This window comes from Pseudomonas sp. GW822-FHT05A08 (assembly GCF_058800485.1).
This window is the reverse complement of the sequence record NZ_CM179511.1, coordinates 2,254,406-2,279,894: the sequence shown is the minus strand read 5'-3', so window position 1 is coordinate 2,279,894 and position 25,489 is coordinate 2,254,406. Positions and strand designations below refer to the sequence as shown.

Genomic DNA, 25,489 nt, shown 5'->3' with positions numbered 1-25,489 from the left:
GTATTGGTTATTCGAGCGAGCAAAAGGACTGCCGAACTCTAGCGATTCACCCTGGCCCACGCAACGCGAGGAGCGCGCCAGCCGGGGGCGGATTTTGTTACCATCGCCAGTATCTAGAGCGCTCAGCGCCACCGACCTGTAGGAAACCGCCCTGATGAGCCCATCGTTCAATGTCGCTGAACTCGCCGCGACCTATGCCCAAAAATCCGCCCAGGACATTCTCAAACTGGCGTTCGCCGAGTTCGGCGATGACCTGTGGATCTCTTTCAGTGGTGCCGAGGATGTGGTGCTGGTGGACATGGCCTGGAAGCTGAACAAGAACGTCAAGGTGTTCAGCCTCGACACCGGGCGCCTGCACCCGGAAACCTACCGCTTCATCGAGCAGGTACGCGAGCACTACAAGATCGACATCGAAGTGGTTTCGCCGGACCACACCAAGCTCGAACCCTTCGTCAAGGAGAAAGGCCTGTTCAGCTTCTACAAGGATGGCCACGGCGAGTGCTGCGGCATCCGCAAGATCGAACCGCTGCGCCGCAAGCTGTCCACCGTCAGCGCCTGGGCCACCGGCCAGCGCCGCGACCAGAGCCCGGGTACCCGCAGCCAGGTGGCGGTACTGGAGATCGACAGCGCCTTCTCCACCCCGGAACGCACCCTGTACAAGTTCAACCCGCTGGCGCAGATGACCAGCGAAGAGATCTGGGGGTACATCCGCATGCTCGAGCTGCCGTACAACAGCCTGCACGAACGCGGCTTCATCAGCATCGGCTGCGAGCCTTGCACCCGCCCTGTGCTGCCGAACCAGCATGAGCGCGAAGGCCGCTGGTGGTGGGAAGAAGCCACGCAGAAGGAATGTGGCCTGCACGCCGGCAATATCATCAGCAAGGGCTAAAGCCCCAATTCCTCTTTCTTCTGTAGGAGCAAAGCTTGCTCGCGAGACGGTGTATCTGACACACCGCTTCGCGAGCAAGCTTCGCTCCTACAGAAGCCCCTCCTCCCGGTAAAAATTCTGTACACATAAGTGTCACCACAGGTGCCATTTTTGTGTGCACTTTATGCCTCTACGCCCCAAAAAGTTACACCCTCCTCCCTGGGCCATTCTCCACCGCGCTCACACCCTGCCCCCTCGAAAAATAAATACCTGTTCGAACGGTCAATTTATAACTTCGTAATTTCAGTCATTTAGAAATTATCAAGAACAAAGCGAAATTATCGGTCACTTGCTTAGATTGGGATCTGGCACGGAAGTGGCTTAAGTCGCTTCGCATCCTGTATACAACTTAAATAAAAAATACATACACTTTATATCCGCAAGCCGGGTTCCCGAATCCGCCTGCAGATGCCCAGAACCCAGTGATTCCCGGACTGCGCCGAAGACTGCCGAGCCTTGCGCTCAAGCACAGTCAGCGCGGGTCCGCGATCAGGAGCCTGCCGGAATGCGTACCAGTCCTTCCAATAACATCGCACTGGATTTGCCCTCCTCCCATACCCACGCCAACCTCGACCCCAGCATCGCCCACGGCACCGCTTCGCCGGTCGACCTCAGCCCGCGCCTGCACAATCGCGACCTGGCGCCGACCAAGGTCGAAGGCCGGCGCTGGGGTGGCTACAGCATCTTTGCCCTGTGGACCAATGACGTGCACAACATCGCCAATTACTCCTTCGCCATCGGCCTGTACGCCCTGGGCCTGGGCGGCTGGCAGATCCTCCTGTCCCTGGGGATCGGCGCGGCGCTGGTGTACTTCTTCATGAACCTGTCCGGCTACATGGGCCAGAAGACCGGCGTGCCCTTCCCGGTGATCAGCCGTATCAGCTTCGGCATCCATGGCGCGCAGATTCCGGCGCTGATCCGCGCGGTGATCGCCATCGCCTGGTTCGGTATCCAGACCTACCTGGCCTCAGTGGTGTTCCGGGTATTGCTCACGGCCATCCACCCCGGCTTCGCCGACTACGACCACAACTCGATCCTCGGCCTGTCGAGCCTGGGCTGGGTGTGTTTCGTGGCGATCTGGCTGGTGCAGCTGGCGATCCTCGCCTACGGCATGGAGATGGTCCGGCGCTATGAGGCCTTTGCCGGCCCGGTGATCCTGGTGACCGTTGCCGCCCTCGCCGCCTGGATGTACACCCAAGCCAACGCCAGCATCGCCTGGTCGATCCGCGAGCCGTTGAGCGGTGGCGAGATGTGGCGCCAGATCTTCGCCGGCGGCGCGCTGTGGCTGGCGATCTACGGCACACTGGTGCTCAACTTCTGCGACTTCACCCGCTCCTCGCCCTGCCGCCGGACCATCAAGATTGGCAATTTCTGGGGGCTGCCGGTGAACATCCTGGTGTTCGCAGCCATCACCGTATTGCTCTGCGGCGCGCAGTTCCAGATCAACGGCAAGATCATCGAAAGCCCGACCGAAATCATCGCCTCGATCCCCAACACCTTCTTTCTGGTGCTCGGTTGCCTGGCATTCCTGATCGTCACCGTGGCGGTGAACATCATGGCCAACTTCGTCGCCCCGGCCTTCGTGCTCAGCAACCTGGCGCCGAAATACCTGACCTTCCGCCGCGCCGGGCTGATCAGCGCGACCCTCGCGGTGCTGATCCTGCCGTGGAACCTCTACAACAGCCCGCTGGTGATTGTGTACTTCCTGTCCGGGCTCGGTGCCCTGCTGGGGCCGCTGTACGGGGTGATCATGGTCGACTACTGGCTGCTGCGCAAAGGCCGGATCAACGTGCCCGAACTGTACAGCGAGCACCCGCAAGGCGCGTATTTCTACAGCCATGGGGTCAACCTGCGGGCGGTGGCGGCATTCGTTCCCTCGGCGCTGATCGCCATCGTCCTGGCCCTGGTGCCGGGGTTTGCCAGCGTCTCGCCCTTCTCCTGGCTGATCGGCGCCGGCATTGCCGGTCTGCTGTACCTGATCGTCGCCAAACGCCAGCCCTACTATGCGGATGTCAGCGGCGAATCGATCGCCGTCGATAACGTCAGCCACTAACCTTGAACGGCCCGCCTGCGGCGGGCCCCGAATGCCTCAACGATAAGGACAGCCCATGCGAATTCTCGTGGTCAACGTCAACACCACCGACTCCATCACCCAGGCCATCGCCCGCCAGGCCCAGGCCGTGGCCGCGCCCGGCACCGAAATCATCGGCCTGACCCCACACTTCGGCGCCGACTCCATCGAAGGCAACTTCGAAAGCTACCTGGCCGCCATCGCCGTCATGGACCGCGTGTTGTCCTACGACCAGCCCTACGACGCGGTGATCCAGGCCGGTTATGGCGAGCACGGCCGCGAAGGCCTGCAGGAGCTGCTCAACGTGCCGGTGGTGGACATCACCGACGCCGGCGCCAGCACCGCGATGTTCCTCGGCCACGCCTATTCGGTGGTGACGACCCTGGATCGCACCGTGCCGCTGATCGAGGACCGCCTGAAACTCTCCGGCCTGTACGACCGTTGCGCCTCGGTTCGGGCCAGCGGGCTGGCGGTGCTGGAGCTGGAAGAGGACCCGGCGCGCGCCGTGGAAGCCATCGTGCGCCAGGCCGAACTGGCGGTCAGTGAAGACAAGGCCGAGGTGATCTGCCTGGGCTGTGGCGGCATGGCCGGCCTGGACGAACAGATCCGCCAGCGCACCGGCGTGCCGGTGGTGGACGGCGTGACCGCAGCGGTGACCATCGCCGAATCCCTGGTACGGCTGGGGCTGTCCACCTCCAAGGTGCGCACCTACGCCACGCCACGGCCAAAAACCATCATCGGCTGGCCCGGGCGCTTCGGGCGCTGAGCCTTCGCTTGTCGCGAGCAAGCCCGCCTCTATTAGGGAAGCGGGTTTGCGCGCCTCTTCAAACCGCGCTGAAGCGTTGCTCCAGGCCCTGCTCGGCGAACTGCTCGATCACGAAGTCGACGAAGGCCCGGGTCTTGCCCGGCAACAGTTTGTGCTCGGCGTAGTAGATCGAGATGTTGCCGTCGTCGACGTACCAGTCCGGCAATACCCGCACCAGGGTGCCGGCGCTCAAGTAACCGACGGCGAACGGCATGCTCACCAGGGCCACCCCCAGGCCCTGGGCGGCAGCGGCGCAGGCCGCTTCCGAATCGCTCATGGTCATCCGCGCCTTCAGGTTCAGCGGGCTTTGCTGCCGGGTGCGGCTGGTCAGGGCCCAGGAGCGCACCCGCCCGGTCTGTGGCGAGCGGATCAGGATGCCTTCGCAATATTGCAAGTCCTCGGGCTGCTCGACCGCCGCACAGCGCGCCAGATAGTCCGGCGAGGCCACCAGGATGCGGTGAGCCGGGGTCAGCCGTCGCGCCACCACCCCCTGGGGCAGCTCAAAGCCGCCGCCGATCGCCGCGTCGAAACCCTGGCCGATCAGGTCCACCTGACGGTTATCGAAATGCCAGTCCGGACTGATCTCTGGGAAACGCCGCAGGAATTCGCCGAGCATGGGCACGATGTACAGCCGCCCGAACACCGTACCCATGCTGACTTTCAGGGTGCCCGCCGGGCGTCCTTCGGCACTGGCCAGGTTGGCCACGGCGTTCTGGATGGTGTACAGGCTGGCGCTGACCTCGCCGAGAAACAGCTTGCCGGCCTCGGTCAGGGTCAGGCGGCGGGTGCTGCGCTGAAACAGCCTGACCCCGAGCCGGGCCTCGAGCTTGGCCACGCTTTTACCCACCGCGGCGGGGGTCAGGCTCAAGCGGCGCGCGGCTTCGGCAAAGCTGCCGACTTCGGCGCTGCGCACGAAGCATTCGATACTGCTGAAGGTTTCCATGGCGCCTCACTATAAACTTCTGGTTTACACAGACTAGAGCGATTCCTATCTACACAGCACCTAATTCGAGGTCGATACTCGACTCCAACCACAAGGCAGCCCGCCTTGGACTTTTTTGGAGAACGACATGACCACTCAATCCTTCAGCGGCAAAGTAGCCCTGGTTCAAGGCGGTTCCCGCGGCATTGGCGCGGCCATCGTGCAACGCCTGGCGGCCGAAGGCGCCGCTGTCGCCTTCACCTATGTCAGCTCCACCGCCAAGGCCGAAGCCTTGCAGGACAGCATCACCGCCGCTGGCGGCAAGGCCCTGGCGATCCTCGCCGACAGCGCCGATGCCGCGGCCATCCGCCAGGCGGTCGAGAGCACGGTCGAAACCTTTGGTCGCCTGGACATTCTGGTCAACAATGCCGGCGTCCTGGCTATCGGCCCGCTGGAAGACTTCAAGCTGGAAGACTTCGACCGGACCCTGGCCATCAACATCCGCAGCGTGTTCGTCGCCACCCAGGAAGCGGCCCGGCATATGGGCGAAGGCTCGCGCATCATCAACATCGGCAGCACCAACGCCGAACGCATGCCCTTTGCCGGCGGCGGCACCTATGCCATGAGCAAGTCGGCCCTGGTCGGCCTGACCAAAGGCCTGTCCCGCGACCTCGGCCCACGGGGCATCACCATCAACAATGTGCAACCCGGCCCGGTCGACACCGACATGAACCCGGCCCACGGCGATTTCGCCGAAAGCCTGATCCCGCTGATGGCCATCGGGCGCTATGGCCACGCGGAAGAAATCGCCAGCTTCGTGGCTTACCTGGCAGGCCCGGAAGCGGGTTACATCACCGGCGCCAGTCTGACGATCGACGGCGGCTTCAGCGCCTGATTCCTGCGCCCATGAAAAACGCCGGGCCACCCTCATCAGGTGGCCCGGCGTTTTTGTAGCCGCTGCCGCAGGTTGCGATCGACTCCACAGAAGGCGCCGCACTTGAGACCGCTGAAGCCCTGGCGGGCTTATCGCAGCCTGCAGCAGCGGCTACAGGTTCAGCTCCATTGCAGCAGCGGCAAACCACAGGCCGCCGGCTGGAACCCCTTCAGCGAACGCAGAATGGCATCGGCATGGGCGTACTTGGCGTCCGCCATCGCCGGATCGGGAATAGCAATCGCGGTCATCCCCGCCGCCTTCGCCGCGGTGACACCAAAGGGCGAATCTTCGAACACCAGGCAATCCTCGGGGGCAACGCCCAGGCGCCGCGCGGCGGTCAGGAAGATATCCGGCGCCGGCTTGGCCGCGCCCACTTCCGGGTCGTCGGCGGTGACTATGGTGTCGAACAGCGCGAACCAGTCGCCGTGCAAGGTGGTTTTCTGGGCGAAAGACTGGCGCGAAGAACTGGTGCCCACGGCAATCGGCACGTTATTGGCCTTGAGGTGCTGCACCAGCTCCTGCGCGCCCGGCATCGCCAGCGCCCGGGGAAAGCGTTCGCGCATCAGTGGCTCGCGAATCACCAGGAACTCCTCGGGGGTGATCGGCAGGTCCAGGGCTTGCACCACGTAGCGGGCCAGGTCCGCGGCGCCACGGCCAATGATGTTCTGCTTGATCGTCCAATCGAAGGTGCGGCCATAACGATCGGCGATCAGCTGGGTCACCTCGGTGTAGATGCCTTCGGTGTCCAGCAGCAAACCGTCCATATCGAAAATCACGGCCTTGATCGGGCCCACATCATTCAACTGTGCATTCATCGCATCTGATCCGTTAACAAAAAACATCCCGGGGAGCGGCTCAGGTACGGCCAGTTTTTTGCCCGATTAAAGGGTTCAGCAGCATAGCCGCGGCGGATGACAGGGAGCAACCTCAGGCCAGCGCGCAGGCAGACAAAAGCCCGGACAGGTCGGGCTCACTGGTCTCGACATCATGAGTGAACAAAGCACGCTAGCGTCCTGCCCGTCCGCTGCCGCCTCCTGGCCCCCCGGTGCCACCGCCCGCGCTGCCGGTTCCACCACCGGCACCGCCACCGCCCATGATGGAACCATTGACGCCAGTGGAGCCCATGCCGCTGCCCTGACCGGAAGAGCCGCGCGACTTGTCGGCCCGTGAACGGCTGTCCGTGACACCTACACCATTCCCGCCCAGGGCTCCTGGTCGCAGCATGAGACCGTTGCCGGAACCGCCCTCGAACGACCGCAGCGAAGGATTGGCCGGGGCCCGTCCGTCAGCGGATTCTGCCAGGCTGGAGAAACAGAAAATCGACACCAGGGCGACCAGCACCAGGCTCAGCAGTTTTGCACGGCTCACGACGCGCCTCCCGGAGCGGTGCGCCGCTTGCTCCTGGCCGCCTTGCGCTGCGGCTCGGGTCGAGACAGCTCCTGCTCGGCGTTGGCATCCGGGAGGATCTGCTCGGGACTCAGCGCATCCGTGGGGGAAGGCAGCGGATATTCGGGCGTGTCATCCCGGTCGATTGGTTTCGGATCATGCTTCATAGGCACCTCACACCGCTCATGCCGGCGTGCTGGAAGCAGACTTCACGGGCCCTTTTCCTCCGACTCGTCTGCCTCATCGTCATCGCTCAGCGGGACCAGGGCGTCATCCATCAGCGAGCCTGGGTCTTCATTGCCCGGATCGTTGACCAGGGGCACGCCCGAGGAATCGTCTTCTTTCTTGCCAGCAGTTTCCGGAGTCATGGCAAACCTCGTCGACACAATGTGTCCATCATTGAATTCGAGGGGCTGGAGCGATATTCGTTCCCATAAAAAAGCCCGGCACAAGGCCGGGCTTTTTTATGCACTGCTGCAGAATCAATCGTGCTTGTGCTTGTGTTTATTCTTGTGCTTTTTGCCGCCGCCGGAGTGATGGCCATCGTCACCCATGCTGCTGCCCAAAGCGCCACCGGCCGCGCCGCCCAGGCCTGCGCCGATGGTCGAGCCAGTGCTGCCGCCCAGCTTGTTGCCAATCACCGAGCCACCGGCCGAACCCAGCCCGCCACCAATGGCCGCCTCGGTACGGCTGCCTTTACGGGCACCGACCGCGCTGCCGGCAGCGCCGCCAAGACCCGCACCCACCGCGGCGCCCGTGCTGCCGCCAATCTGTTGTCCCACCACATTGCCCAGCGCGCCACCCAAACCGCCGCCGACCGCAGCAGTGCCATCACCGGCGGCCATCGCACCTTGAGCAGCCAGAAGCCCCAAAACCAGAGCAGGCAGTGTTAAACGCATGATGTAAACCTCGAAAAAGATGCTGGAGAGTCATTCTATAGCGGTGTCTGACTAAAGCTGAGCGGCGACAGCAGAACGCTGTGATCCTTTTAGTCACAGTGTTGGACCGTTTTTGCGCAAAGAGTTTTCAGCCAGGCAAAAAAAAGCCCGCTGGGGAGACGGGCTAATAGGATTTGCTTTAACGGATGAGTCGAGCCTACGCAGTCGTTTGTGAATAAATTGTGAAAACCCCGCTACCCTGTGCAACGGATAAGACGAAAGGTCCAACTTCATTCAAATCAATCGCGGCGGCCCATTGTTCAGGTAACAAAAACCCCGCCCGGAAGCGGGGTCGTTCGGTATGTATGAAGGCTACCTTCTCTTAGGAAGCGCCGCTTTCGGGAAAAACTTTGTCTGGGTCACCCTGGGTAATGCACTGGCCCTGGTCTTGCCTACCGACGCCTTGGCCGGTGGCTCGCTGTCAAACGCTGCCTGACCGCAGCGCACCAGGTTGTTGATTGGGAACTCATCCCCGTTGTCCTCGATATAAGGATCGCTCATCTCCCTGCTCCCTCCAACAACCGGTCGATACCGGCAAGCACCTGACTGCCTAGAAAATATCGACCGTCACGGCGTTTCAGACTAGACGGTCATTTAAAGACTTGTAGTTCACGAGAGAAAAGACCGACGAATGGCCCAAGCTGGAGTTCTTCGTCCAAGGGTGTGGATCGTCGTTGAAAAAGGAGCTGATGGTGTGCATCAGCTCCTTTGCGACTGTGTTTCGCCTAGACCTTACGAGCGTAGTTGCTGGCCCCGAACCAGTCGACCACCACCACGGTTTCATCCCCCACCACCCAGGCGTCATGCCCCTTAGGCAGGGAGGTGATATCACCCGGCCCGGCGATGATTTCGGTGCCATCATCCATCAGGATCGCCAGCCTGCCGGCCACGTGATACTGAAAATGCGGTGCCTGGCAACTCGGTGTCTGCGCCAGCGGTTTAATGTCGTTCGACCAGCGCCAGCCCGGCTTGAACGTGAAGCGTCCCACTTCACACTGACCGATCTTCAGGATCTCTGCCTTGCCATTGGAAAACTCGCGGGTCTCATCCGGTTCGGAGAAGGACTTATGCTCGGTGACCTGTTCGTGCGTGGACATGATGGTGTTCTCGATTGAGTAGCTGCAAAGCCTGCCGACGCCGGCAATATCACCCCTCGCCCGCAGACAACCAGCATCGCCCCACTCGATGCGCATGACCATTCTAGACCTGAAAGCGTGGAGCGCCTGCGACAAACGCTAAACGTAAGGTTGCCCGCCAAACCCCCGAGGCAGACGCTGCAACCCGGCCATGGCCGTCAGCCGCTGGGTCCAGGCTGCACGCCAGTCGCTTGCCGCGTGCTCTGCCTTGGCTTTGCGCGCCGCCCGACGTGCCGCATTGCGCTGATTCTTACGGGCTTCCTTGAACACCTCGGTATTGCGGCAACTGCGGCATTTGACCCGCGCCGGCTCGGTGCTGGATATGAGATTGGAACCCTTGTGGCCGCAGGCCAGATGCCCGGCGACCTTGAAGTGAATGACCATTACGCGTCTCCTCGTAGCCAGTACGGGGCACAGAAAACCCCACGCTGATGCCCGCCTGATATCGGCGGAAAACCTCACCTTCAAGGTGACCTGACCGCCAGGTTTCGCAGGGGTAACAAAGCCAAAGACCACTCAAGTATCCAGCGTGATCGATACCTTGCTGGAGCAACTTTGGCTGTTGCGAACTCGTAATGATTTTGACCATCGCGGGGAAACGGCGTTCAGCAAAGAAGCCGCTCGCCCACTGCGGCGATTAAGCAGCCCCAGAAAGCACAAAACCCCTGATTTCTCGAGGAAATCAGGGGTTTTGCGTAGATCGAATATGGCGGTTGAGGAGGGATTCGAACCCTCGATACAGTTTCCTGTATACACACTTTCCAGGCGTGCTCCTTAAGCCACTCGGACACCCAACCGTGTCTCGTCAAACCGATTCAGTCTGTCGAGGCGCGCTAATGTAGTCGAAAGCTTTTCTGATGGCAAAGGTTTTTTTGAGAATTTTCATGCGCTTAAGACATTTCTTCGGATTGTGGTACTGCGCTGGCATCAGCGCCATGGCAAACCGGCCAATCTCTGGCCTGGCTGGCAGCTATATAGGAGGGCCGATCCGCGCCCCAGGTGGCCGGCTACGCTTGTCAGGCCAGAAAGGGCTGACTCACCAGTCAGTCACAGCGCTTTACCTGACCTGTGACCGTGGGTAACGTCTGCCCCACTTCAATACAAGGAATTGCGTCATGAGTGAGTTGATTTCTTACCACCTCGAAGACGGTATCGCGACCCTGACCTTGAGCAATGGCAAGGTCAATGCCATTTCCCCGGACGTGATTGCCGCCTTCAATGCCGCGCTGGACCAGGCCGTCACCGATCGCGCGGTGGTGATCATCACCGGGCAGCCCGGCATTCTGTCGGGCGGCTACGACCTGAAAGTGATGACCGCCGGCCCTAAAGAAGCCGTAAGCCTGGTGACCTCGGGTTCGACCCTGGCCCGTCGCCTGCTGTCGCACCCCTTCCCCGTCATCGTCGCCTGCCCTGGGCACGCCGTGGCCAAGGGCGCGTTCCTGCTGCTGTCCGCGGACTACCGCATCGGCGTCGAAGGCCCGTTCAGCATTGGCCTGAACGAAGTGCAGATCGGCATGACCATGCACCACGCCGGCATCGAGCTGGCCCGTGACCGCCTGCGCAAATCCGCGCTGCACCGCTCGGTGATCAATGGCGAGATGTTCGACCCGCAAGGCGCGGTGGATGCCGGTTTCCTCGATAAGGTGGTGAGCGTCGAGGAGCTGCAGGGCGCCGCCCTGGCCGCCGCGCGCCAGTTGAAGAAGATCAACATGACCGCCCACAAGAACACCAAGCTGAAAGTGCGCAAGGCGCTGCTGGAAGCCCTGGACAACGCGATCATCCTCGATCAGGAACACCTGGGCTGAAGCCTGGGCCCGCCGCCCACCAGCCCGACCTGCGCGTCGGGCTTTTTTATGCCCGCACCTTTATGCCCGCACCGCGAGAAAGACTGTGCGACGCTCTAGTTCGCCGCTGAGCAAAGAGTCGGAAACATGCGCTTAAACATCGGCCATCTTCTCCTTCTATACAGGTAATTGCCGAAAACAGTGCACATCCGTACACTGCGCCACCTTTTGTCCCCGGTGGGCCTGTAGATGCTGTATCTGTTTCGTATGTTATTGATGGGCCTGCATTTTGTTGCAGCGGGGATTCTCGGCGTAGTGCTGGGGCTATGCCGCCCGTTCAACCCGGATAACAGCCGCCTGTGCGCGCGCCTGTATGCCTTGCCGGCCATGTGCATTCTGCGCCTGCGGGTCAAGGCCGAAGTCGGGCCGCTGATGGACAAGCCCAAGAGCTGCGTGATCATCGCCAACCACCAGTCCAACTACGACCTGTTCGTGTTCGGCAACGTGGTGCCCCGGCGCACCGTGTGCATCGGTAAAAAGAGCCTGAAATGGGTGCCGCTGTTCGGCCAGTTGTTCTGGCTGGCGGGCAATGTGTTGATCGACCGTGGCAACGCGCACAAGGCGCGCCGCTCGATGCTGACCACTACCCACACCCTGCAACACAAGGACACCTCGATCTGGGTCTTCCCGGAAGGCACCCGCAACCTCGGCGAGGACCTGCTGCCGTTCAAGAAAGGCGCCTTCCAGATGGCCATCGCCGCCGGCGTGCCGATCGTCCCGGTGTGCGCCAGCAGCTACATCCGCCACATGCGTCTCAACCGCTGGCGCAGTGGCAGGATCCTGATCCGCTCGCTGCCGGCGATCCCCACCGCCGGGCTGAGCCTGGACGACATGCCGAGGCTGATCGAACAGTGTCGCGAACAGATGCGCGAGTGCATCGAGTCGATGGACCGCCAGCTACAGACCGCCTGAAAACAGCCCGCCGCGAGCGGGCTTTTTTATTGCCGGCGAACTCCGCCCAACAGGCTGACTCTGATCAGTCATGGGGCTAAGCTGCACGAAGTCTCACTCCTCATTTCGATAAGAAGAAGCGAACAGGAACCATGGGTAGAGTTGTTGCCGCCGCAGTCTACAGCGCGGGTAAAAAAGTCACTGACATCACCCTCGACGAAGGGGCGGCCTGGGCTGCCAAACCCGGGCACTTCGTCTGGATCGGCCTCGAAGAACCCAACGCCCAGGAACTGGCCAATCTGCAACGCCAGTTCAACCTGCACGAACTGGCCATCGAGGACGCCCTGGAAAAACACAGCCGGCCGAAACTCGAAACCTTCGGCGACGCGCTGTTTATCGTCACCTACTCCCCGGTGCGCGAAGCCGGCAAGCTGGAGTTCATCGAAACCCATATCTTTGCCGGCAATGGCTACATCATCACTGCCCGCAATGGCCACTCCAAATCCTATGGGTTCGTGCGTCAGCGCTGCGAGGCACGACCGCTGCTGCTGGAGCACGGCGAAGACTTCGTGCTCTACGCGCTACTGGATTTCGTCACCGAGAACTACCAGCCGGTCAGCGAAGCGATCCATGCCGAGATCGACGAACTGGAGCACAGCGTGCTGTGCAGTTCGCTCAACGAGGGGGATATCCAGCACCTCCACAGCCTGCGCCGCGATGTGCTGCGCCTGCGCCGTTATGTAGCGCCCATGGTGGAGATCAGCGAAGAGCTGCAGAAGCTCAGCTTCCCCTTTATCGACAAGAACATGCGCCCGTACTTTCGCGACGTGCAGATCCATGTCACCCGGCAGATGGAAGACCTGGCGACCTTGCGCGACATCGCCAGCCAGACCATCGAGATCGGCGTCCTGCTGGAGGCTTCGCGACAAAGCGTGGTGCAACGCAAGTTCGCCGCCTGGGCGGCGATCCTCGCGTTCCCGACCGCAGTGGCGGGGATCTACGGAATGAACTTCGACAACATGCCCGAGCTGAAGATGCACTACGGCTACTTCGGTGTGCTGGCGTTTCTGGTGCTGGGCTGTACGGGGTTGTGGGCGAGCTTCAAGCGCTCGGGGTGGCTCTGACAACGGAACCGGGCTGGACGCTCCTGCAAGGGCCTTGAGGCCGTTGTAGAAGCGAGCCGGCCAGCGATGCGGCTATGGATTCAAACCGATCCGGCCTGCGGCTTGTGCGCCACAAAACGCATCATCCACTCGGCAACGGTGCTGCCGTGATGATCCCGGTCCAGACTGGCGATGCCCTTTTGATAGACCTGTTCGCCCAGGTGCTGCTGGCGCAGGTCCAGCAAGGCTCGCGAATAGTCATGGATGAACTCCGGGTGGCCCTGGAAGCACAGCACCTGGTCATTGATGTGATAGGCGGCGAACGGGCAGAAATCGCTGGACGCGATCACCGTGGCGTTTTCCGGCAAGGCAGTCACCTGGTCCTGATGGCTGATCAACAGCGTCAACTCTTCCACCACCGGGCTCATCCACGGCGCCTTGGCCGCCAGCTTGTAGTTGTGGGTACCCACGCCCCAGCCCTGGGTCGCGCGTTCGCTCTTGCCGCCCAGCAGCAACGCCAGCAACTGATGGCCAAAGCAGATGCCCAGCAGTTTGTCGCCGCGCTGATAGCGCTCCAGCAGGTAGGTCTTGAGGGTTTGAATCCAAGGGTCGGTACCGAAGGAGTCGGCCTTGCTCCCCGTGACCAGGTAAGCGTCGAAGCTTTGGTCGTCGCTCGGGTAGTGGCCCTGCATCACGTTGTAGACGGTAAATTCGGCAGCGATGGGCTGCTGTGAAAACAGGCGCTGAAACATCTGCCCGTAACCCTGATATTGATCGACCAATTCTGGACGCAGGATGTCGGTTTCCAGAATGCAGATGCGTAGCGACATAAAAAATACCTGACACGTGATGGGAATAATGAACACCCCAGAGCCTGCCTTGAAACGCCCGATCAAGGCAAGCCCCGCGATGCATCACTTCAGTCCCTTCAGCCTCAGAACAACTGGCCCTTGGCGGCCTTCTCCAGCAGCAGCGCCGGCGGCGCGAAACGCTCGCCATATTGCTCGGCCAGGTACTGGGCCCGGGCGATAAAGTCCTTCAGGCCGTACTGGTTGATGAACTGCAAGGCCCCGCCAGTCCAGGCCGCGAAGCCGATACCGAAGATCGAGCCGATATTGGCATCGGCCGTCGAGCGCAATACGCCCTCCTCCACACAACGCACGGTTTCGATGGCCTGCACGAACAACAACCGATCGCGCACGTCCTGCGGCGAAATCTGCCCATCGGCTTTCTCGAAGCGGGTTTTCAGCTGCGGCCACAAGTGTTTCTGCGCCCCGGCCGGGTAGTCGTAGAAACCGCCGCCCGCGGCCTTGCCTGGGCGCTTGTATTCATTGAGCAGCAGGTCGATCACGGCGAAGGCCGGATGCTCCGGCAACGGCTTGCCTTCGGCCTGCAGGTCCTTGGCGGTCTGTTGGCGGATATGGCTCAGCAGGCTCAGGGAAACCTCGTCGCAGATCGCCAGCGGGCCGATCGGCATACCCGCCTTGCGCGCCTCGGTCTCGATCATCGGCGCGGCCACACCCTCACCGAGCATGGCGATACCTTCGTTGGTGAAAGTGCCGAACACCCGCGAAGTGAAAAAGCCGCGGCTGTCGTTGACCACGATCGGGGTCTTCTTGATCTGCTGGACGAAGTCGAAACCGCGCGCCAGGGTTTCGTCACTGGTCTGCTCGCCCTTGATGATTTCCACCAGGGGCATTTTTTCCACCGGGCTGAAGAAATGCAGGCCGATGAACTTGCCTTGATCCGGTACGGCCCTGGCCAGGCCGCTGATCGGCAAGGTCGAGGTGTTGGACGCAATCACCGCCTGTGCCCCCACCACCTGCTGCGCCGCCGCCGAGACCCTGGCCTTGAGCTCGCGATCCTCGAACACCGCCTCGATAATCAGGTCGCACCCGGCCAGGTCGGCGTCCTGCTCGGTGGTTCGGATCCGCGCCAGCGTGGCGTCACGCTGCTCGGCGCTCAATTGGCCACGGGCGACCTTCTTCTCCAGCAACGCCGCCGAATGGGCCTTGCCCTTCTCGGCCGCCGCCAGGCTGATGTCCTTGAGCACCACCTCGATGCCGGCCACAGCGCTGACATAGGCAATCCCGGCGCCCATCATCCCGGCACCGAGCACCCCGACCTTCCTGGTCACATAGGGCGCGAAGCCTTGGGGCCGGGAGCCACCGGCATTGATCTCGTTGAGCTGGAACCAGAAGGTGCCGATCATGTTTTTCGCCACCTGGCCGGTGGTCAGCTCGGTGAAATAGCGGGCTTCGATCAACTGCGCGGTATCGAAATCGACCTGGGCGCCCTCCACTGCCGCACAGAGAATTTTCTCCGGCGCCGGCAGGCAGCCCTGGGTCTTGCTGCGCAGAATCGACGGCGCGATGGCCAGCATCTGCGCGACTTTCGGGTGCGACGGCGTGCCCCCGGGGATCTGGTAGCCGGCCACGTCCCAGCGCTGCTTGGCCGCCGGGTTGGCGACAATCCACGCCCTGGCCTTGGCCAGCAGGTCGTCGCGGTCGCTGGCCAGTTGGTCGATCAGGCCGGCTTTCAGCGCCTGCTGCGGTCGGACCTTCTTGCCTTCCAGCAGATACGGCAGGGCTTTTTCCAGCCCCAGCAAACGCACCATGCGCACCACCCCGCCACCGCCCGGCAGCAGGCCGAGGGTCACTTCCGGCAGGCCGACCTGCAGCGACGAATCGTCCAGCGCCACCCGGTGATGGCAGGCCAGGCAGATCTCCCAGCCACCGCCCAGGGCCGCGCCGTTGATCGCCGCTACCACCGGCTTGCCCAGGGTCTCCAGGGCCCGCAGCTGGCCCTTGAGAGTCAGCACCATGTCATAGAAGGCCTGGGCTTCGGGCTTGCCGACCTTGATCAATTCATTGAGGTCGCCGCCGGCGAAGAAGGTCTTTTTCGCCGAAGTGACGATCACCCCGGCAATCGATTCCTGCTCGGCTTGCAGGCGGGCCACGCAGGCGGCCATGGCCTCGCGGTACACCGCGTTCATGGTGTTGGCGCTCTGGCCCGGCATGTCGATGGTCAGAACGACGATCTGGTCCTGGCCCTTTTCGTAACGGATGGCTTGGGTCATGAAAGTGTTTCCTTGAAGTCAGGGCTCAGAGGCGTTCGATGATGGTGGCGATACCCATGCCGCCACCAACGCAGAGGGTCGCCAGGCCGTAACGCTGGCGCCGTGCTTCCAGCTCGTCGAGCAAGGTGCCGAGGATCGCGCAGCCGGTGGCGCCCAGCGGGTGGCCCATGGCGATGGAGCCGCCATTGACGTTGACCTTGCCAGGGTCGATGGCCATGTCCTTGATGAACTTCAGTACCACCGAGGCGAAGGCCTCGTTGACCTCGAACAGGTCGATGTCCTCGACCCGCAGCCCGGCCTTGGCCAGCGCCTTGCGGGTGGCTGGCGCCGGCCCGGTGAGCATGATGGTCGGATCGGTGCCGGTGACCGCCGTGGCGACGATCCGCGCCCGCGGCTTGAGGCCCAGCGCCTGGCCCTTGGCTTCGGAACCGATCAGCATCAGCGCCGCGCCGTCGACTATCCCTGAGCTGTTGCCCGGGGTGTGCACGTGGTGGATGCGCTCGACATGGCTGTAGACCCGCAAGGCGGTGGCGTCGAAACCCATCTGGCCGATCATCTCGAAGCTGGGCTTGAGCTTGCTCAGGCCGTCGAGGGTGGAATCGGCGCGTATGAACTCATCATGATCCAGCAGGACGATGCCGTTCTGGTCTTGCACCGGCACCAGGGACTTGCTGAAAGCCCCCGCCGCCCTGGCCCGCGCGGCCTTTTGCTGGGACTGCAGGGCAAAGGTATCGACATCCTCACGGCTGAAGCCTTCCAGGGTCGCGATCAGGTCCGCGCCTATGCCTTGCGGGGTGAAATGACTGTGCATATTGGTTTGCGGGTCAAGCACCCAGGCACCGCCGTCGCTGCCCATGGGCACCCGCGACATCGACTCGACGCCGCCGACCACCACCAGGTCCTCGAAGCCGGAGCGCACTTTCATCGCGCCCAGGTTCACCGCCTCGAGGCCCGAGGCGCAAAAGCGGTTGATCTGCACTCCGGCCACGCTGACGTCCCAGTCGGCGACCAGCGCCGCGGTCTTGGCGATGTCGGCCCCCTGGTCGCCGATCGGCGTCACGCAGCCGAGCACGATGTCGTCGACCTGGCTGGTGTCGAGTTCGCTACGCCGCTGCAGAGCATCGAGCAGCCCGGCCAGCAGGTTCACCGGCTTGACGCTGTGCAAGGCGCCGTCGGCCTTGCCTTTGCCACGGGGGGTGCGTAATGCATCGAATATCAAAGCCTGGGTCATGACGTCCTCGAACCGCTGTGCAGATGAATGATGACAGGGCTCCCACTCTTGGCCCCGAGAGCCCCGGATTCAATGACCGATGCGCTCACTGACCTTGACGGTCACGCTCAGACGAACGGTAGTGAGCTAATGGATTCCGCCCGCCGCATAACGGAACTGTCTAGACAAAGGCCGGGCAAGAAGATGGCAATAAGCCTCATGCGTTTTTTAAAGCATTCGTCTATTAGCTGATATGAAATGGATCTAAGCCAAGGGTTACAAGGCCCCTAAGGTAGGAACTGTAGGCAGTGAATCGTTGCAGCCGGGTCTTGCCGGTGCACGCGTAAAAAAGGGACACATCGCCTGACCAGAGTGAAGCGGCAGGCATGCATTTGATGTTCAGGAATAACAACAAAAGGCATTCAGCCATGTTCAAGCATTCGAAAGTCCGTCAAGCGGGGCTCATTCTGTTCGCAACCACCTTGCTTCTGATTTTGCCGAATCTCACCAAAGTGATCGGCTAGAGGCGTGGCCATCCCGTCACGCAATTGCATCTTTGTGCTCCGGTTCGCTACCGAGGCAGGCGCTTGTGTGCCACTCTTTCTGACGCCGCGGCCACGCTGAATCAGGGTGTCGTCGCGCTTATCAGAAAACTGGAGACAGGCCGTACGCGCTGCTCTCCACCCCTGCGACGGAACAGCGATCAATTGAAATCTCTTATCCTCCTGTGCAGCGCCCTGCTGCTCACCACACCCGTGCATGCCGCGCAGCTGACCCTGGAACTGGGGGCCGGCAGTCGCACCTGGCAGACCGAAGAACTGCTCAAGCACCCTCAGGCCCGGACCGTCACCGTCAAGGATGACGTGTCGTACAAACGCGACATGAGTTACCGCGCGGTGCCGATCTCGGCCCTGCTCACCGACATCAAGGCTGATGACCATCTGCAGGCTGTCGCCCTGGACGGTTTCGCCGCCGAGTTGCCCGCCGCCCCCCTGCTCAACCAGGACGGCGCCCAGGCCTGGCTGGCCATCGAAGACCCGGCCAAGCCCTGGCCGCCCCTGGCTGAAGGCAAGCACAGCGCCGGGCCTTTTTACCTGGTGTGGACCAACCCGCAGGCCGGTCATATCAGCCCCGAGCAATGGCCGTTCGAAGTGGCGAGTATCAAGCGCCTGGCGCCGGTGGCCGAGCGTTTTCCGGTCCTGCGCCCGGACCCCACACTGGCGGCCGGCGACCCGGTGAACCAGGGCTTCGCCCTGTTCCAGAAGAACTGCCTGGCTTGCCATCGCCTCAACGGCGCCGGCGACTCGCAGTTCGGCCCGGACCTGAATATCCCCTACAGCCCCACCGAGTATTTCGGTGCGGACTTCCTCAAGCGTTATATCCGTGACCCACAGAGCCTGCGCCGCTGGCCACAGGCGAAGATGCCGGCCTTCGCAAGCAGCGTATTGCCGGATGCCGAGCTGGAGTTGCTGGTGGGGTATCTGAAGCATATGGCGGGACGCAAGCAGCCTGGGCAATAAAGCTGGCTTGGTGAGGTGCTGTCCAGAATGCCATCGCAGGCAAGCCTCGTTCCTTACAGTCGGGCGTGCTCCCCGGCAAGCGCTCCATTGCAATGCAGTGGCTATCGACGGCATAGCCAGACTTGATTTCACCGCTTGGGCAAAACTGCGCAAAATTCGCTGCAGCAGCGCAGATGACCTCAGTACCACCACGGTGCGCAGTCGACGCCCCACCCTTCATGGCGCCAATGGCAGCCGGCCCCGGAATGTCCCCGACCGGTTTCCTCTCCTACCGGTCTTCCCTTTTGGCCACCCTCAGCGGGTGGCCTTTTTTTACCCGCTTTTTTGTAGGATCCCGGGGGCAGAAACGAAATCGGCCGACCCGAAGGTCAGCCGATGCTGAGTCTTGACGCTATTCATATGCACTAAACGAGTCGCCCTCGAACCTCCTGCTTCACGCCCCAACCTTCAATGATCCCGCCCAGGGGCGCGACCACCGCTTCAAAGTCCTGCTCGAAATCGCCGATGCCGCCGTAGGTGGCGTACATCACCTTGCTCAGCTCCAGGTACCAGGCGCCGTCATCGCGCACGCTGACCTGGGCATTCAAGGATTCACCGCGGAACTGCCCTGCCGCCCTGCGTGCCCGCTCCTCGTCCGGGAAAATGGCGTAGAACTCGATGGGATGGAATCGTGAAAAGTCGAAACCGCCTTCTTTCATGCGGCGCAGCACGCTGCTGCTGATGTCTTCTTGATAGGCTGTGCTCATGAAACGTCCTCCTCAAACCGATGGATAGACTTTCCGTACTCCCTTGCCTGTCACCGCACGGTGCAGGCTTGCGGCGAGAAGATCGCCGCCAGGAAACAAGCATGTAGCTGACAAGACCAGACCTTAGCGATTCATTCGCTGATCTCGAATGCAGAGTAGCGCCAAGACGCAGGCGCTGCCAAGGTCTGGGTTAAAGCTCGGTGGAGCTTTGCGCATTAAAGATTAAATCGGCGTAATGCTGAGGATTTGAATGCTGTTCTGATCTTTCAGGCTCTTGAGCGTAGGGTCGTCGGTGCGCCCTTCCAGATCGTTGAGGTCAAGCTCGGCCGGAACCGGCAGAAGCTTTGCGCGAATCAATTGTGCCGCCTCCTCCATGCTGGGCTGCTGCTCACAGTCGAACTGCTCGACTGACTGGACACCATGATCGTCAACGAAAGTGACTTGCCACTTTTGCATCAGTGCCTCCTTGATGAAGCCCATGGATGGACTCACAAGATGTCGACCCTGAAGAACCAAGGATCGTTCAAACCAAAGGCCCGGCGGTGCCATTAAAAAAGGCTGCCCTGGGGCAGCCTTTTCGCAACGGTCGGCGCTTACGGTTTCTCGGCGCGCGCCTTCAATGCCTTGAGGGTGTTGAACGGCGCATCCACGACAAACTTGTTGGCCAGCCAGGACGGCACGCTGCCGCCCGGTTCGGTGTGCACCTGATAGGTCACTTCGACCTGGTCCGCGCCCTTGGGCACGAACTTCCAGAAGCCTTCGACCTGGGCGACACGCACGAAACCTTTCTCCTCGGGAATGTAGGTCGGTACGCCTTCGAGCTTGCGGGTCAGGCTGCCGTCGGCCGCTTCGCTGGTGGTGACGTGCAGCACCGAATCACGCGGTGTGACCGGCCATGGGGTATTGAACTGAGTGTAGGTCCAGCTCTGCTCGCCTTCGTGCTTGAGCAGTTTCTGCGACTTGCATTCGTGAATCCAGGCGCAGGCGCCCGTCACGTCGTCCTGCAAAGCGCGCAGCTTGGCCACGCTGGTTTTCATGGTGGTCACGCCCCGGTAGGCCTTGTATTTGGAGCCGGCCACTTCACTCAAGGAGACCTTGATGCCGTCTTCATCCTTGGCCGTTTGCCAATCTTCGGCGTGGGCGGTTGCCGAGAGCAGAACGGTCAACCCACAGAGCACAGCAATTCGATGCAGCGAACCCATTGTCTTATTCCTTATTGTTGAAGTTCCGTTCATTTCAAACACTTCACGCCGCCGTCATTTGCTCCCACCAGCCCAACAAGCGGATAGCCTCTTCCCGGCTGTCGCCGCAGACTTCGACATCGGCCTGGAACGCACCACAGACGGCGGGCCGTTCGGGTTGGCCGAACAAACCGCACAGCAGTTCGACAGAAAGATGGATGCAACGTTCTCCGGCCGGTTTGCCATTGGGCATTCCAGGAATCGGGGTACTGATGGAAGGGGCAATGCAACAGGCGCCACAGCCTTCACGGCAGTTCATGACGACAAGCTCCTCGCGACGGGCAAAGTATTGAAATGACGCGGACTAGAGTAACCGCTAAAACAGCCGTTTGAAATTGGCCGCCCACTGGTTTTTATGCTCAGGCTCGCGTGACTGACCAGTCTCCGACAAAGCGTCAGGGCTGCGGGTCACAGTCAGGATGAGGGTTTACTGCTTGAACTCGAAATCCAGCGCCGCGCCTTCCACATCACGCCGTTCGTCATTGCGCAGCTGCAACTGCATTTCGTTGCTCAGCAAGCGACCGTTGAGCTGGAACGGACTGTCGTCCTTGGGTTTCTCGCCGAACATCGGCGGCAGCAACGGGGTGCGCTTGGGCTGGTTGACCGAACCGATCGGCTGCAATTGCTTGACCATTTCCGGCGGCAGGCTCAGATCCACATTGGCCGAAGGCAAACGCGTCTTCACGATCTCACTGGCAGGCTTGGACTTGGAAGCGATCGGCGCGCGCCTTTTCTGTGCCTTGGCCTTGGGCTTGGCCTTGCTGGTCACTGCCGCCTTCTTTACCGGCGCGGCTTTCTTGGCTGCCGCGGTTTTCTGCGATTTATTCGCGGTGGCGCTTGCCGCGACCTTTTCCTGGGCCGGAGCCGCCAGAACGCTGGCCATGCCGAAAGCACTCAATACACTGACCAATACCCAGGCAACAGGAAAAATCGCTTTCATAGAGAGACAACAGGATCGGCGGCAAAGAGCCATATGCTCGCCTGTTGACCGCGCGAAAACAAGCGCGGTAACCGATCCTTCAAAAACCGCCCGCGGCCTCCTGGCACAGTTGGCTGGCCAGCATGCCCAGGGTCATCAGTGCCCGTTCGGCCTCGCGATTCCATGGGGTACCGCAGTTGAGGCGAATGCAGTGGTTGAACTGCTCGGTATTACTGAAGATCAGCCCCGGCGCGATACTGATGCCCTGCTGCAATGCCCGGACATGCAATTCCTGGGTATTGACCCGCCCCGGCAGGCTGACCCACAGAATGAAACCGCCGTTCGGACGGGTAATCTGCGTGCCCTCCGGGAAGTACTGCTGCACCGCCAACTGAAAGGCGCTGAGGTTCTTGCGGTACTCCTGGCGGATAAAGCGCAGATGCCGGTCGTAACCGCCGTTCTCCAAGTAGGCCGCGACGCCCATCTGGGTGACGCTGCAGGCCGAATGAGTGCTGAAGGTCTGCAAGCGCTGGATTTCCTGCTGGAACTTGCCGGCAATCATCCAGCCGATGCGCACGCCGGGTGACAGGGTCTTGGAAAAGCTCGAGCAATAGATCACCCGATCCAGCCGGTCATAGGCTTTCAGCGCCTTGGTACGACCGACCTCGAACATCAGTTCGCCGTAGATATCGTCCTCGACCACCTGGATATCGAAATCCGAGGCCAGGCGCAGCAATTGTTTCTGCCGCTCTTCCGGCATCGTGCCGCCCAGTGGATTGCTCAAGCGCGTGGTCAACACCAGGGCCTTGATCGACCACTGGTTGGCCGCCAGTTGCAGCGCTTCCAGGCTCATGCCGGTGGAAGGGTCGCTGGGAATCTCGATGACCTTGAGCCCCAACAGGTCGGCCAGTTGCAGCAGGCCGTAGTAAGTCGGCGACTCCGCCGCGATCAGGTCGCCCGGGCGGGTCAGCACGCGCAACGACATCTGCAAGGCATCCACGCAGCCGTGGGTGATCACCACTTCGGACGGATCGACCACCACGCCAGCGTCGCGCATGCGAATCGCCACCTGTCGGCGCAACGGCTCGAAGCCGGGGCTGAACATGTAGCTGAAGGCGCGCGGGCTGTGGAAACGGGTGACCTTGGCCAGTTGCTGGTGCAGCGCCCGCACCGGCAGGTAATCGACGCTCGGCACCGCGGCGCCCAGCGGAAACACGCCTTCACGGCGCGACTCCACCAACACCTGATGAATGATGCTGCTGCGCGTCACCAGGCCCGGCCGTTCGACCCGGGCGATGTCCGGGGTCGGCGCGGTCAGCGCCGGGGTCTGGTGCACGTAATAGCCCGACTGCGGACGGGCGCGGATCAGCCCCTGGTCCTCGAGATTGGCGTAGGCCTGGAGCACCGTGGCATGGCTGACGTTGAGCTGGGAACTCATCTTGCGTACCGAGGGTACGCGTTCCCCGGGTTGGTACACACCACGACGGATATCTTCAGCCAGCTGCTGAGCGATACGTTGATAAAGCAAGAGATTGGTCATGACGCTGCACTCGATTTCACCGGCATTTTATTCTTGTGGATGACGATACCGGAACAGTTCATAAGTGTACTGGGACAGTTGCCACAATAGTCGACCGTACAGGGCAGTGTCAGCAAAAACTGTACTGTTTTGTGTGCCAATCGTCAGGCACAAAAAAACCCGGCTCCACGAGGGAAACCGGGTTGTTTTGACGGCCCGCGTCTTAGCGCGCGGCGCCTAACTGGCCTTTCTCGTCGGAGAAGACAATTTCCACCCGACGGTTCTGCGCCCGCCCACGTTCCGAGGCGTTGGCCTCGACCGGGTACTCATCGCCATAACCTTCGACCTGGACCCGTTTCTCCTCGACCCCCAGGTCGACCAGGATATCGGCCACGGCCTGGGCCCGGTCGCGGGATAGTTTCAGATTGCTCTGCTTGTCGCCAGTGTTGTCCGTGTAGCCCTCGATCCGCACCACACGCTTGGGGTTGAGCTGGAGAAACTGCACGACCTTGAGCACAGTGCGGTTGGCCGAGCTCTTCAGCTCCGCTTCGCCGGTGTCGAACAGCACATCGCCCAGGGTCATCACCAGCCCACGATCGGTCTGGGTCGTGGCCAGGTTGATGATCTGCTCTTCCAACCACTTGCCCTGCTGCTGCACGCTCAGCAGCTTGGCCTCGCGCAGGGCCAGTTGCAGGCGCTGGCGTTCGAGTTCGAGCTTGGCCGCCTGCTCCTGGTTCAGTGCCTGGTTGGTGTGCTCGCGGGCGATTTCGCTGTAGCGCTGGCTGAGGTAGGCGTAGTGCACCACATCCGAACCGCTGCCCCAGTAGCTGGACAGGCGATCGGCCCGGGCCAGGGACTCACCGGCGCGGATCACATCCTTGGGCGCGATGCGCAGCACATTGGAATCTTCCTTGACCTTCTGGAAGTCCTCGCCGGCCTGTTCCAGCGCTGCTTCGCTGCGTTGCCCGGCACAGCCGTAGAGGCCGGTGCAGGCGATCAGCAGCACGCCACCCAATACTCGAGTCAGGCGATTCATTGGGCATCTCCCAACTGCTTGCGCAGACGAGTGATGCGGGTCTGGACGAGGTTCAGCTGTTCCTGGCTTTTCAGGGTCAGGACCCGCGCCTCGGCCAGGCGCGCATCCAGTTCCGCCTGCTCGGCACGCATGCGCGCGTGCTTGAACGACTCTTCCTGCATGTTGCGTTGGGCGCGGGCGAATTTGTCCTCGGCCAGTTTCATTTCCGGCACATCCTCTGCCGTGGCTCCCACGGCCTTGGCCTGGGCCAGGGTTTGTTCGGTCAGGCGCATTTGTTCATTCGGCGCCGGATCGGCTGCGCAACCCGCCAGAGCCAGGACGGCCAGGGCAGCGAAAAGAGGTCGAATACTCACTAGAAATCCCTACTGTTTGGGGGTGCTGACAGGTTGCTGCAACTGTGCCTTCCAACGCTCGAGATTGCGCTGCAGCACGGCTTCCGTCAGACCGGACGCGGGCAATTCTGTCATCTTTTTTGCCAACTGTCCGCGCAACCATGGGTCATTGCAGGCGGAGTTGTGCGAGATGGCCAGGAACAGCCCAGGTTTGTCGGCAGGCTGCGGGAATACCAGCAGATCGTTGGCCATGCCCAGCGACTGGGCCAGGGCCATGCCGGCGTAGCGTCCGGCCATTACGTACTCCACCTCCCCCAGCAACAGTTTCTGGAATGCCTGGGTCAGATTCGGCATGCGGGTCAGGCTCAATTGCTCCTTGGCGAAGGCCTCGAAGGGCGGCGTCAGGCGCGCCCTTTCCGACAATGCGCCGGTATGCCCATGCAGGTCCGACGGCTGGCTGTAGCTCAGCGTCGAGCCCTTGCGGGTCCAGACCAGGAAATCGTTCTCCAGCAGCGGTGGATGAATGTAGTCCAGCGCTTCCAGCTCACTCACCGTCAGCGGCGCGTCAGCCAGCATGTCCATGCGCCCGCTGCGCACTTCGTCCAGGGCGGCGGAGCGTTTGCCGGCATACAACAACTCGACCTTGATCCCCAGTTCCTGCGCCACGTGCTGCAGCAGTTCGGCGCTGGCGCCAATCAGGTGGCTGGGGTCCTGCGGGTCGCGCCACAGATACGGCGGGGCATCCGGACTGCCGGTCACCACCAGGCGCTCGCATTTACCGGCGGCCATCGACGACAACGGCATCAGTGTCAGTCCCAACAGCACTGACAGGCCACCCAGGCGACGCAGATCCATGGCGAAATTCTCCCACTCAAATCCCAGACAATAAAAAAGCCCGGCCAAAAGACCGGGCTCTCTTATAAGTGAAG

General features: G+C 61.7%; 29 protein-coding genes and 1 tRNA gene. 8 read left to right on the top strand and 22 right to left on the bottom strand.

Going from position 1 to position 25,489, the window contains the following annotated elements; genetic code table 11:
* Positions 1–154: 154 nt before the first annotated feature.
* The 3 genes from AC3RCP_RS10385 to AC3RCP_RS10375 all read left to right on the top strand — a co-directional run bounded on the left by AC3RCP_RS10385 (position 155) and on the right by AC3RCP_RS10375 (position 3,765).
* Positions 155–889, top strand: a complete 735-nt coding sequence (locus AC3RCP_RS10385) for a phosphoadenylyl-sulfate reductase (RefSeq protein ID WP_277588203.1) — start codon at positions 155–157, stop codon at positions 887–889.
* A 544-nt stretch (positions 890–1,433) separates the two neighbouring features.
* Positions 1,434–2,981 (top strand): NCS1 family nucleobase:cation symporter-1, encoded by a 1,548-nt coding sequence (locus AC3RCP_RS10380; protein ID WP_492571645.1) that lies wholly within the window; start codon positions 1,434–1,436, stop codon positions 2,979–2,981.
* A 55-nt stretch (positions 2,982–3,036) separates the two neighbouring features.
* On the top strand, positions 3,037–3,765 hold the full coding sequence (locus AC3RCP_RS10375) for an aspartate/glutamate racemase family protein (RefSeq protein ID WP_007930633.1): 729 nt from the start codon (positions 3,037–3,039) through the stop codon (positions 3,763–3,765).
* A gap of 58 nt (positions 3,766–3,823) precedes the next feature.
* On the opposite strand, the gene AC3RCP_RS10370 is transcribed toward AC3RCP_RS10375, so the two are convergent.
* Positions 3,824–4,747: a LysR family transcriptional regulator gene (locus AC3RCP_RS10370; RefSeq protein ID WP_492571646.1), complete on the bottom strand. Its 924-nt coding sequence runs from the start codon at positions 4,745–4,747 to the stop codon at positions 3,824–3,826.
* A gap of 127 nt (positions 4,748–4,874) precedes the next feature.
* Between AC3RCP_RS10370 and AC3RCP_RS10365 the strand changes: the two genes are divergently transcribed.
* Entirely contained in the window at positions 4,875–5,621 is a 747-nt protein-coding gene (locus AC3RCP_RS10365) for a 3-oxoacyl-ACP reductase family protein (RefSeq protein WP_492571647.1), read from the top strand.
* A 158-nt stretch (positions 5,622–5,779) separates the two neighbouring features.
* On the opposite strand, the gene AC3RCP_RS10360 is transcribed toward AC3RCP_RS10365, so the two are convergent.
* The 9 genes from AC3RCP_RS10360 to AC3RCP_RS10320 form a co-directional block, all read right to left on the bottom strand.
* Complete coding sequence (locus AC3RCP_RS10360; protein WP_007923013.1) at positions 5,780–6,475, bottom strand: HAD-IA family hydrolase; 696 nt, start codon at positions 6,473–6,475, stop codon at positions 5,780–5,782.
* A gap of 190 nt (positions 6,476–6,665) precedes the next feature.
* Positions 6,666–7,028 carry a hypothetical protein gene (locus AC3RCP_RS10355; RefSeq protein WP_492571648.1) on the bottom strand — a complete coding sequence of 121 codons (363 nt, stop codon included), beginning with the start codon at positions 7,026–7,028 and terminating at the stop codon, positions 6,666–6,668.
* Positions 7,025–7,213 (bottom strand): hypothetical protein, encoded by a 189-nt coding sequence (locus AC3RCP_RS10350; RefSeq protein ID WP_492571649.1) that lies wholly within the window; start codon positions 7,211–7,213, stop codon positions 7,025–7,027. Before AC3RCP_RS10350 ends, AC3RCP_RS10355 begins: the two co-directional genes overlap by 4 nt.
* Positions 7,214–7,255: 42 nt before the next feature.
* Complete coding sequence (locus AC3RCP_RS10345; RefSeq protein WP_007923000.1) at positions 7,256–7,414, bottom strand: hypothetical protein; 159 nt, start codon at positions 7,412–7,414, stop codon at positions 7,256–7,258.
* 114 nt (positions 7,415–7,528) lie between these two features.
* Complete coding sequence (locus AC3RCP_RS10340) at positions 7,529–7,945, bottom strand: hypothetical protein (protein WP_075118753.1); 417 nt, start codon at positions 7,943–7,945, stop codon at positions 7,529–7,531.
* Between the two features lie 351 nt (positions 7,946–8,296).
* Positions 8,297–8,485 carry a hypothetical protein gene (locus tag AC3RCP_RS10335; RefSeq protein ID WP_007922997.1) on the bottom strand — a complete coding sequence of 63 codons (189 nt, stop codon included), beginning with the start codon at positions 8,483–8,485 and terminating at the stop codon, positions 8,297–8,299.
* 224 nt (positions 8,486–8,709) lie between these two features.
* Positions 8,710–9,177, bottom strand: a complete 468-nt coding sequence (locus tag AC3RCP_RS10330; protein ID WP_223815873.1) for a cupin domain-containing protein — start codon at positions 9,175–9,177, stop codon at positions 8,710–8,712.
* Between the two features lie 42 nt (positions 9,178–9,219).
* Positions 9,220–9,504, bottom strand: a complete 285-nt coding sequence (locus AC3RCP_RS10325; RefSeq protein ID WP_053260242.1) for a hypothetical protein — start codon at positions 9,502–9,504, stop codon at positions 9,220–9,222.
* 323 nt (positions 9,505–9,827) lie between these two features.
* Positions 9,828–9,917 (bottom strand) — tRNA-Ser (locus AC3RCP_RS10320).
* A 318-nt stretch (positions 9,918–10,235) separates the two neighbouring features.
* On the opposite strand from AC3RCP_RS10320, the gene AC3RCP_RS10315 reads away from it, so the two are divergent.
* The 3 genes from AC3RCP_RS10315 to AC3RCP_RS10305 all read left to right on the top strand — a co-directional run bounded on the left by AC3RCP_RS10315 (position 10,236) and on the right by AC3RCP_RS10305 (position 12,979).
* Positions 10,236–10,925 (top strand): crotonase/enoyl-CoA hydratase family protein, encoded by a 690-nt coding sequence (locus AC3RCP_RS10315; RefSeq protein ID WP_007928161.1) that lies wholly within the window; start codon positions 10,236–10,238, stop codon positions 10,923–10,925.
* A gap of 228 nt (positions 10,926–11,153) precedes the next feature.
* Positions 11,154–11,876, top strand: a complete 723-nt coding sequence (locus AC3RCP_RS10310; protein WP_007928160.1) for a lysophospholipid acyltransferase family protein — start codon at positions 11,154–11,156, stop codon at positions 11,874–11,876.
* Between the two features lie 131 nt (positions 11,877–12,007).
* Positions 12,008–12,979, top strand: coding sequence for a magnesium and cobalt transport protein CorA (locus tag AC3RCP_RS10305; RefSeq protein ID WP_101337248.1), 972 nt, complete (start codon positions 12,008–12,010; stop codon positions 12,977–12,979).
* An 80-nt stretch (positions 12,980–13,059) separates the two neighbouring features.
* On the opposite strand, the gene AC3RCP_RS10300 is transcribed toward AC3RCP_RS10305, so the two are convergent.
* The 3 genes from AC3RCP_RS10300 to AC3RCP_RS10290 form a co-directional block, all read right to left on the bottom strand.
* Positions 13,060–13,788 carry an amidotransferase gene (locus tag AC3RCP_RS10300; protein WP_101337247.1) on the bottom strand — a complete coding sequence of 243 codons (729 nt, stop codon included), beginning with the start codon at positions 13,786–13,788 and terminating at the stop codon, positions 13,060–13,062.
* Between the two features lie 104 nt (positions 13,789–13,892).
* Positions 13,893–16,037 (bottom strand): 3-hydroxyacyl-CoA dehydrogenase NAD-binding domain-containing protein, encoded by a 2,145-nt coding sequence (locus tag AC3RCP_RS10295; protein ID WP_101337246.1) that lies wholly within the window; start codon positions 16,035–16,037, stop codon positions 13,893–13,895.
* 25 nt (positions 16,038–16,062) lie between these two features.
* Positions 16,063–17,268 carry an acetyl-CoA C-acetyltransferase gene (locus tag AC3RCP_RS10290; RefSeq protein WP_492571650.1) on the bottom strand — a complete coding sequence of 402 codons (1,206 nt, stop codon included), beginning with the start codon at positions 17,266–17,268 and terminating at the stop codon, positions 16,063–16,065.
* Between the two features lie 686 nt (positions 17,269–17,954).
* Between AC3RCP_RS10290 and AC3RCP_RS10285 the strand changes: the two genes are divergently transcribed.
* Entirely contained in the window at positions 17,955–18,767 is an 813-nt protein-coding gene (locus AC3RCP_RS10285; protein WP_492571651.1) for a c-type cytochrome, read from the top strand.
* Between the two features lie 404 nt (positions 18,768–19,171).
* Here the strand turns inward: AC3RCP_RS10285 and AC3RCP_RS10280 are convergent, their stop codons facing one another.
* From AC3RCP_RS10280 to AC3RCP_RS10240, 9 genes are all read right to left on the bottom strand, one after another.
* Complete coding sequence (locus AC3RCP_RS10280) at positions 19,172–19,513, bottom strand: ribonuclease E inhibitor RraB (RefSeq protein ID WP_009042886.1); 342 nt, start codon at positions 19,511–19,513, stop codon at positions 19,172–19,174.
* Between the two features lie 222 nt (positions 19,514–19,735).
* Positions 19,736–19,993 (bottom strand): hypothetical protein, encoded by a 258-nt coding sequence (locus tag AC3RCP_RS10275; RefSeq protein ID WP_007928144.1) that lies wholly within the window; start codon positions 19,991–19,993, stop codon positions 19,736–19,738.
* Between the two features lie 113 nt (positions 19,994–20,106).
* Positions 20,107–20,715 carry an START domain-containing protein gene (locus AC3RCP_RS10270; RefSeq protein ID WP_009042885.1) on the bottom strand — a complete coding sequence of 203 codons (609 nt, stop codon included), beginning with the start codon at positions 20,713–20,715 and terminating at the stop codon, positions 20,107–20,109.
* A 43-nt stretch (positions 20,716–20,758) separates the two neighbouring features.
* The gene (locus AC3RCP_RS10265; protein WP_009042884.1) at positions 20,759–21,013 is read right to left on the bottom strand and encodes a YkgJ family cysteine cluster protein; all 255 of its coding nucleotides are present in this window, start codon (positions 21,011–21,013) and stop codon (positions 20,759–20,761) included.
* A gap of 168 nt (positions 21,014–21,181) precedes the next feature.
* Positions 21,182–21,694, bottom strand: a complete 513-nt coding sequence (locus AC3RCP_RS10260; RefSeq protein ID WP_492571652.1) for a translation initiation factor 2 — start codon at positions 21,692–21,694, stop codon at positions 21,182–21,184.
* Between the two features lie 79 nt (positions 21,695–21,773).
* Complete coding sequence (locus tag AC3RCP_RS10255) at positions 21,774–23,213, bottom strand: aminotransferase-like domain-containing protein (RefSeq protein WP_007928140.1); 1,440 nt, start codon at positions 23,211–23,213, stop codon at positions 21,774–21,776.
* 202 nt (positions 23,214–23,415) lie between these two features.
* On the bottom strand, positions 23,416–24,228 hold the full coding sequence (locus AC3RCP_RS10250) for an OmpA family protein (RefSeq protein ID WP_101337242.1): 813 nt from the start codon (positions 24,226–24,228) through the stop codon (positions 23,416–23,418).
* Positions 24,225–24,581 (bottom strand): DUF4398 domain-containing protein, encoded by a 357-nt coding sequence (locus tag AC3RCP_RS10245; protein ID WP_009042881.1) that lies wholly within the window; start codon positions 24,579–24,581, stop codon positions 24,225–24,227. Before AC3RCP_RS10245 ends, AC3RCP_RS10250 begins: the two co-directional genes overlap by 4 nt.
* A gap of 9 nt (positions 24,582–24,590) precedes the next feature.
* On the bottom strand, positions 24,591–25,415 hold the full coding sequence (locus tag AC3RCP_RS10240; RefSeq protein WP_492571653.1) for a substrate-binding periplasmic protein: 825 nt from the start codon (positions 25,413–25,415) through the stop codon (positions 24,591–24,593).
* Positions 25,416–25,489 lie beyond the last annotated feature (74 nt).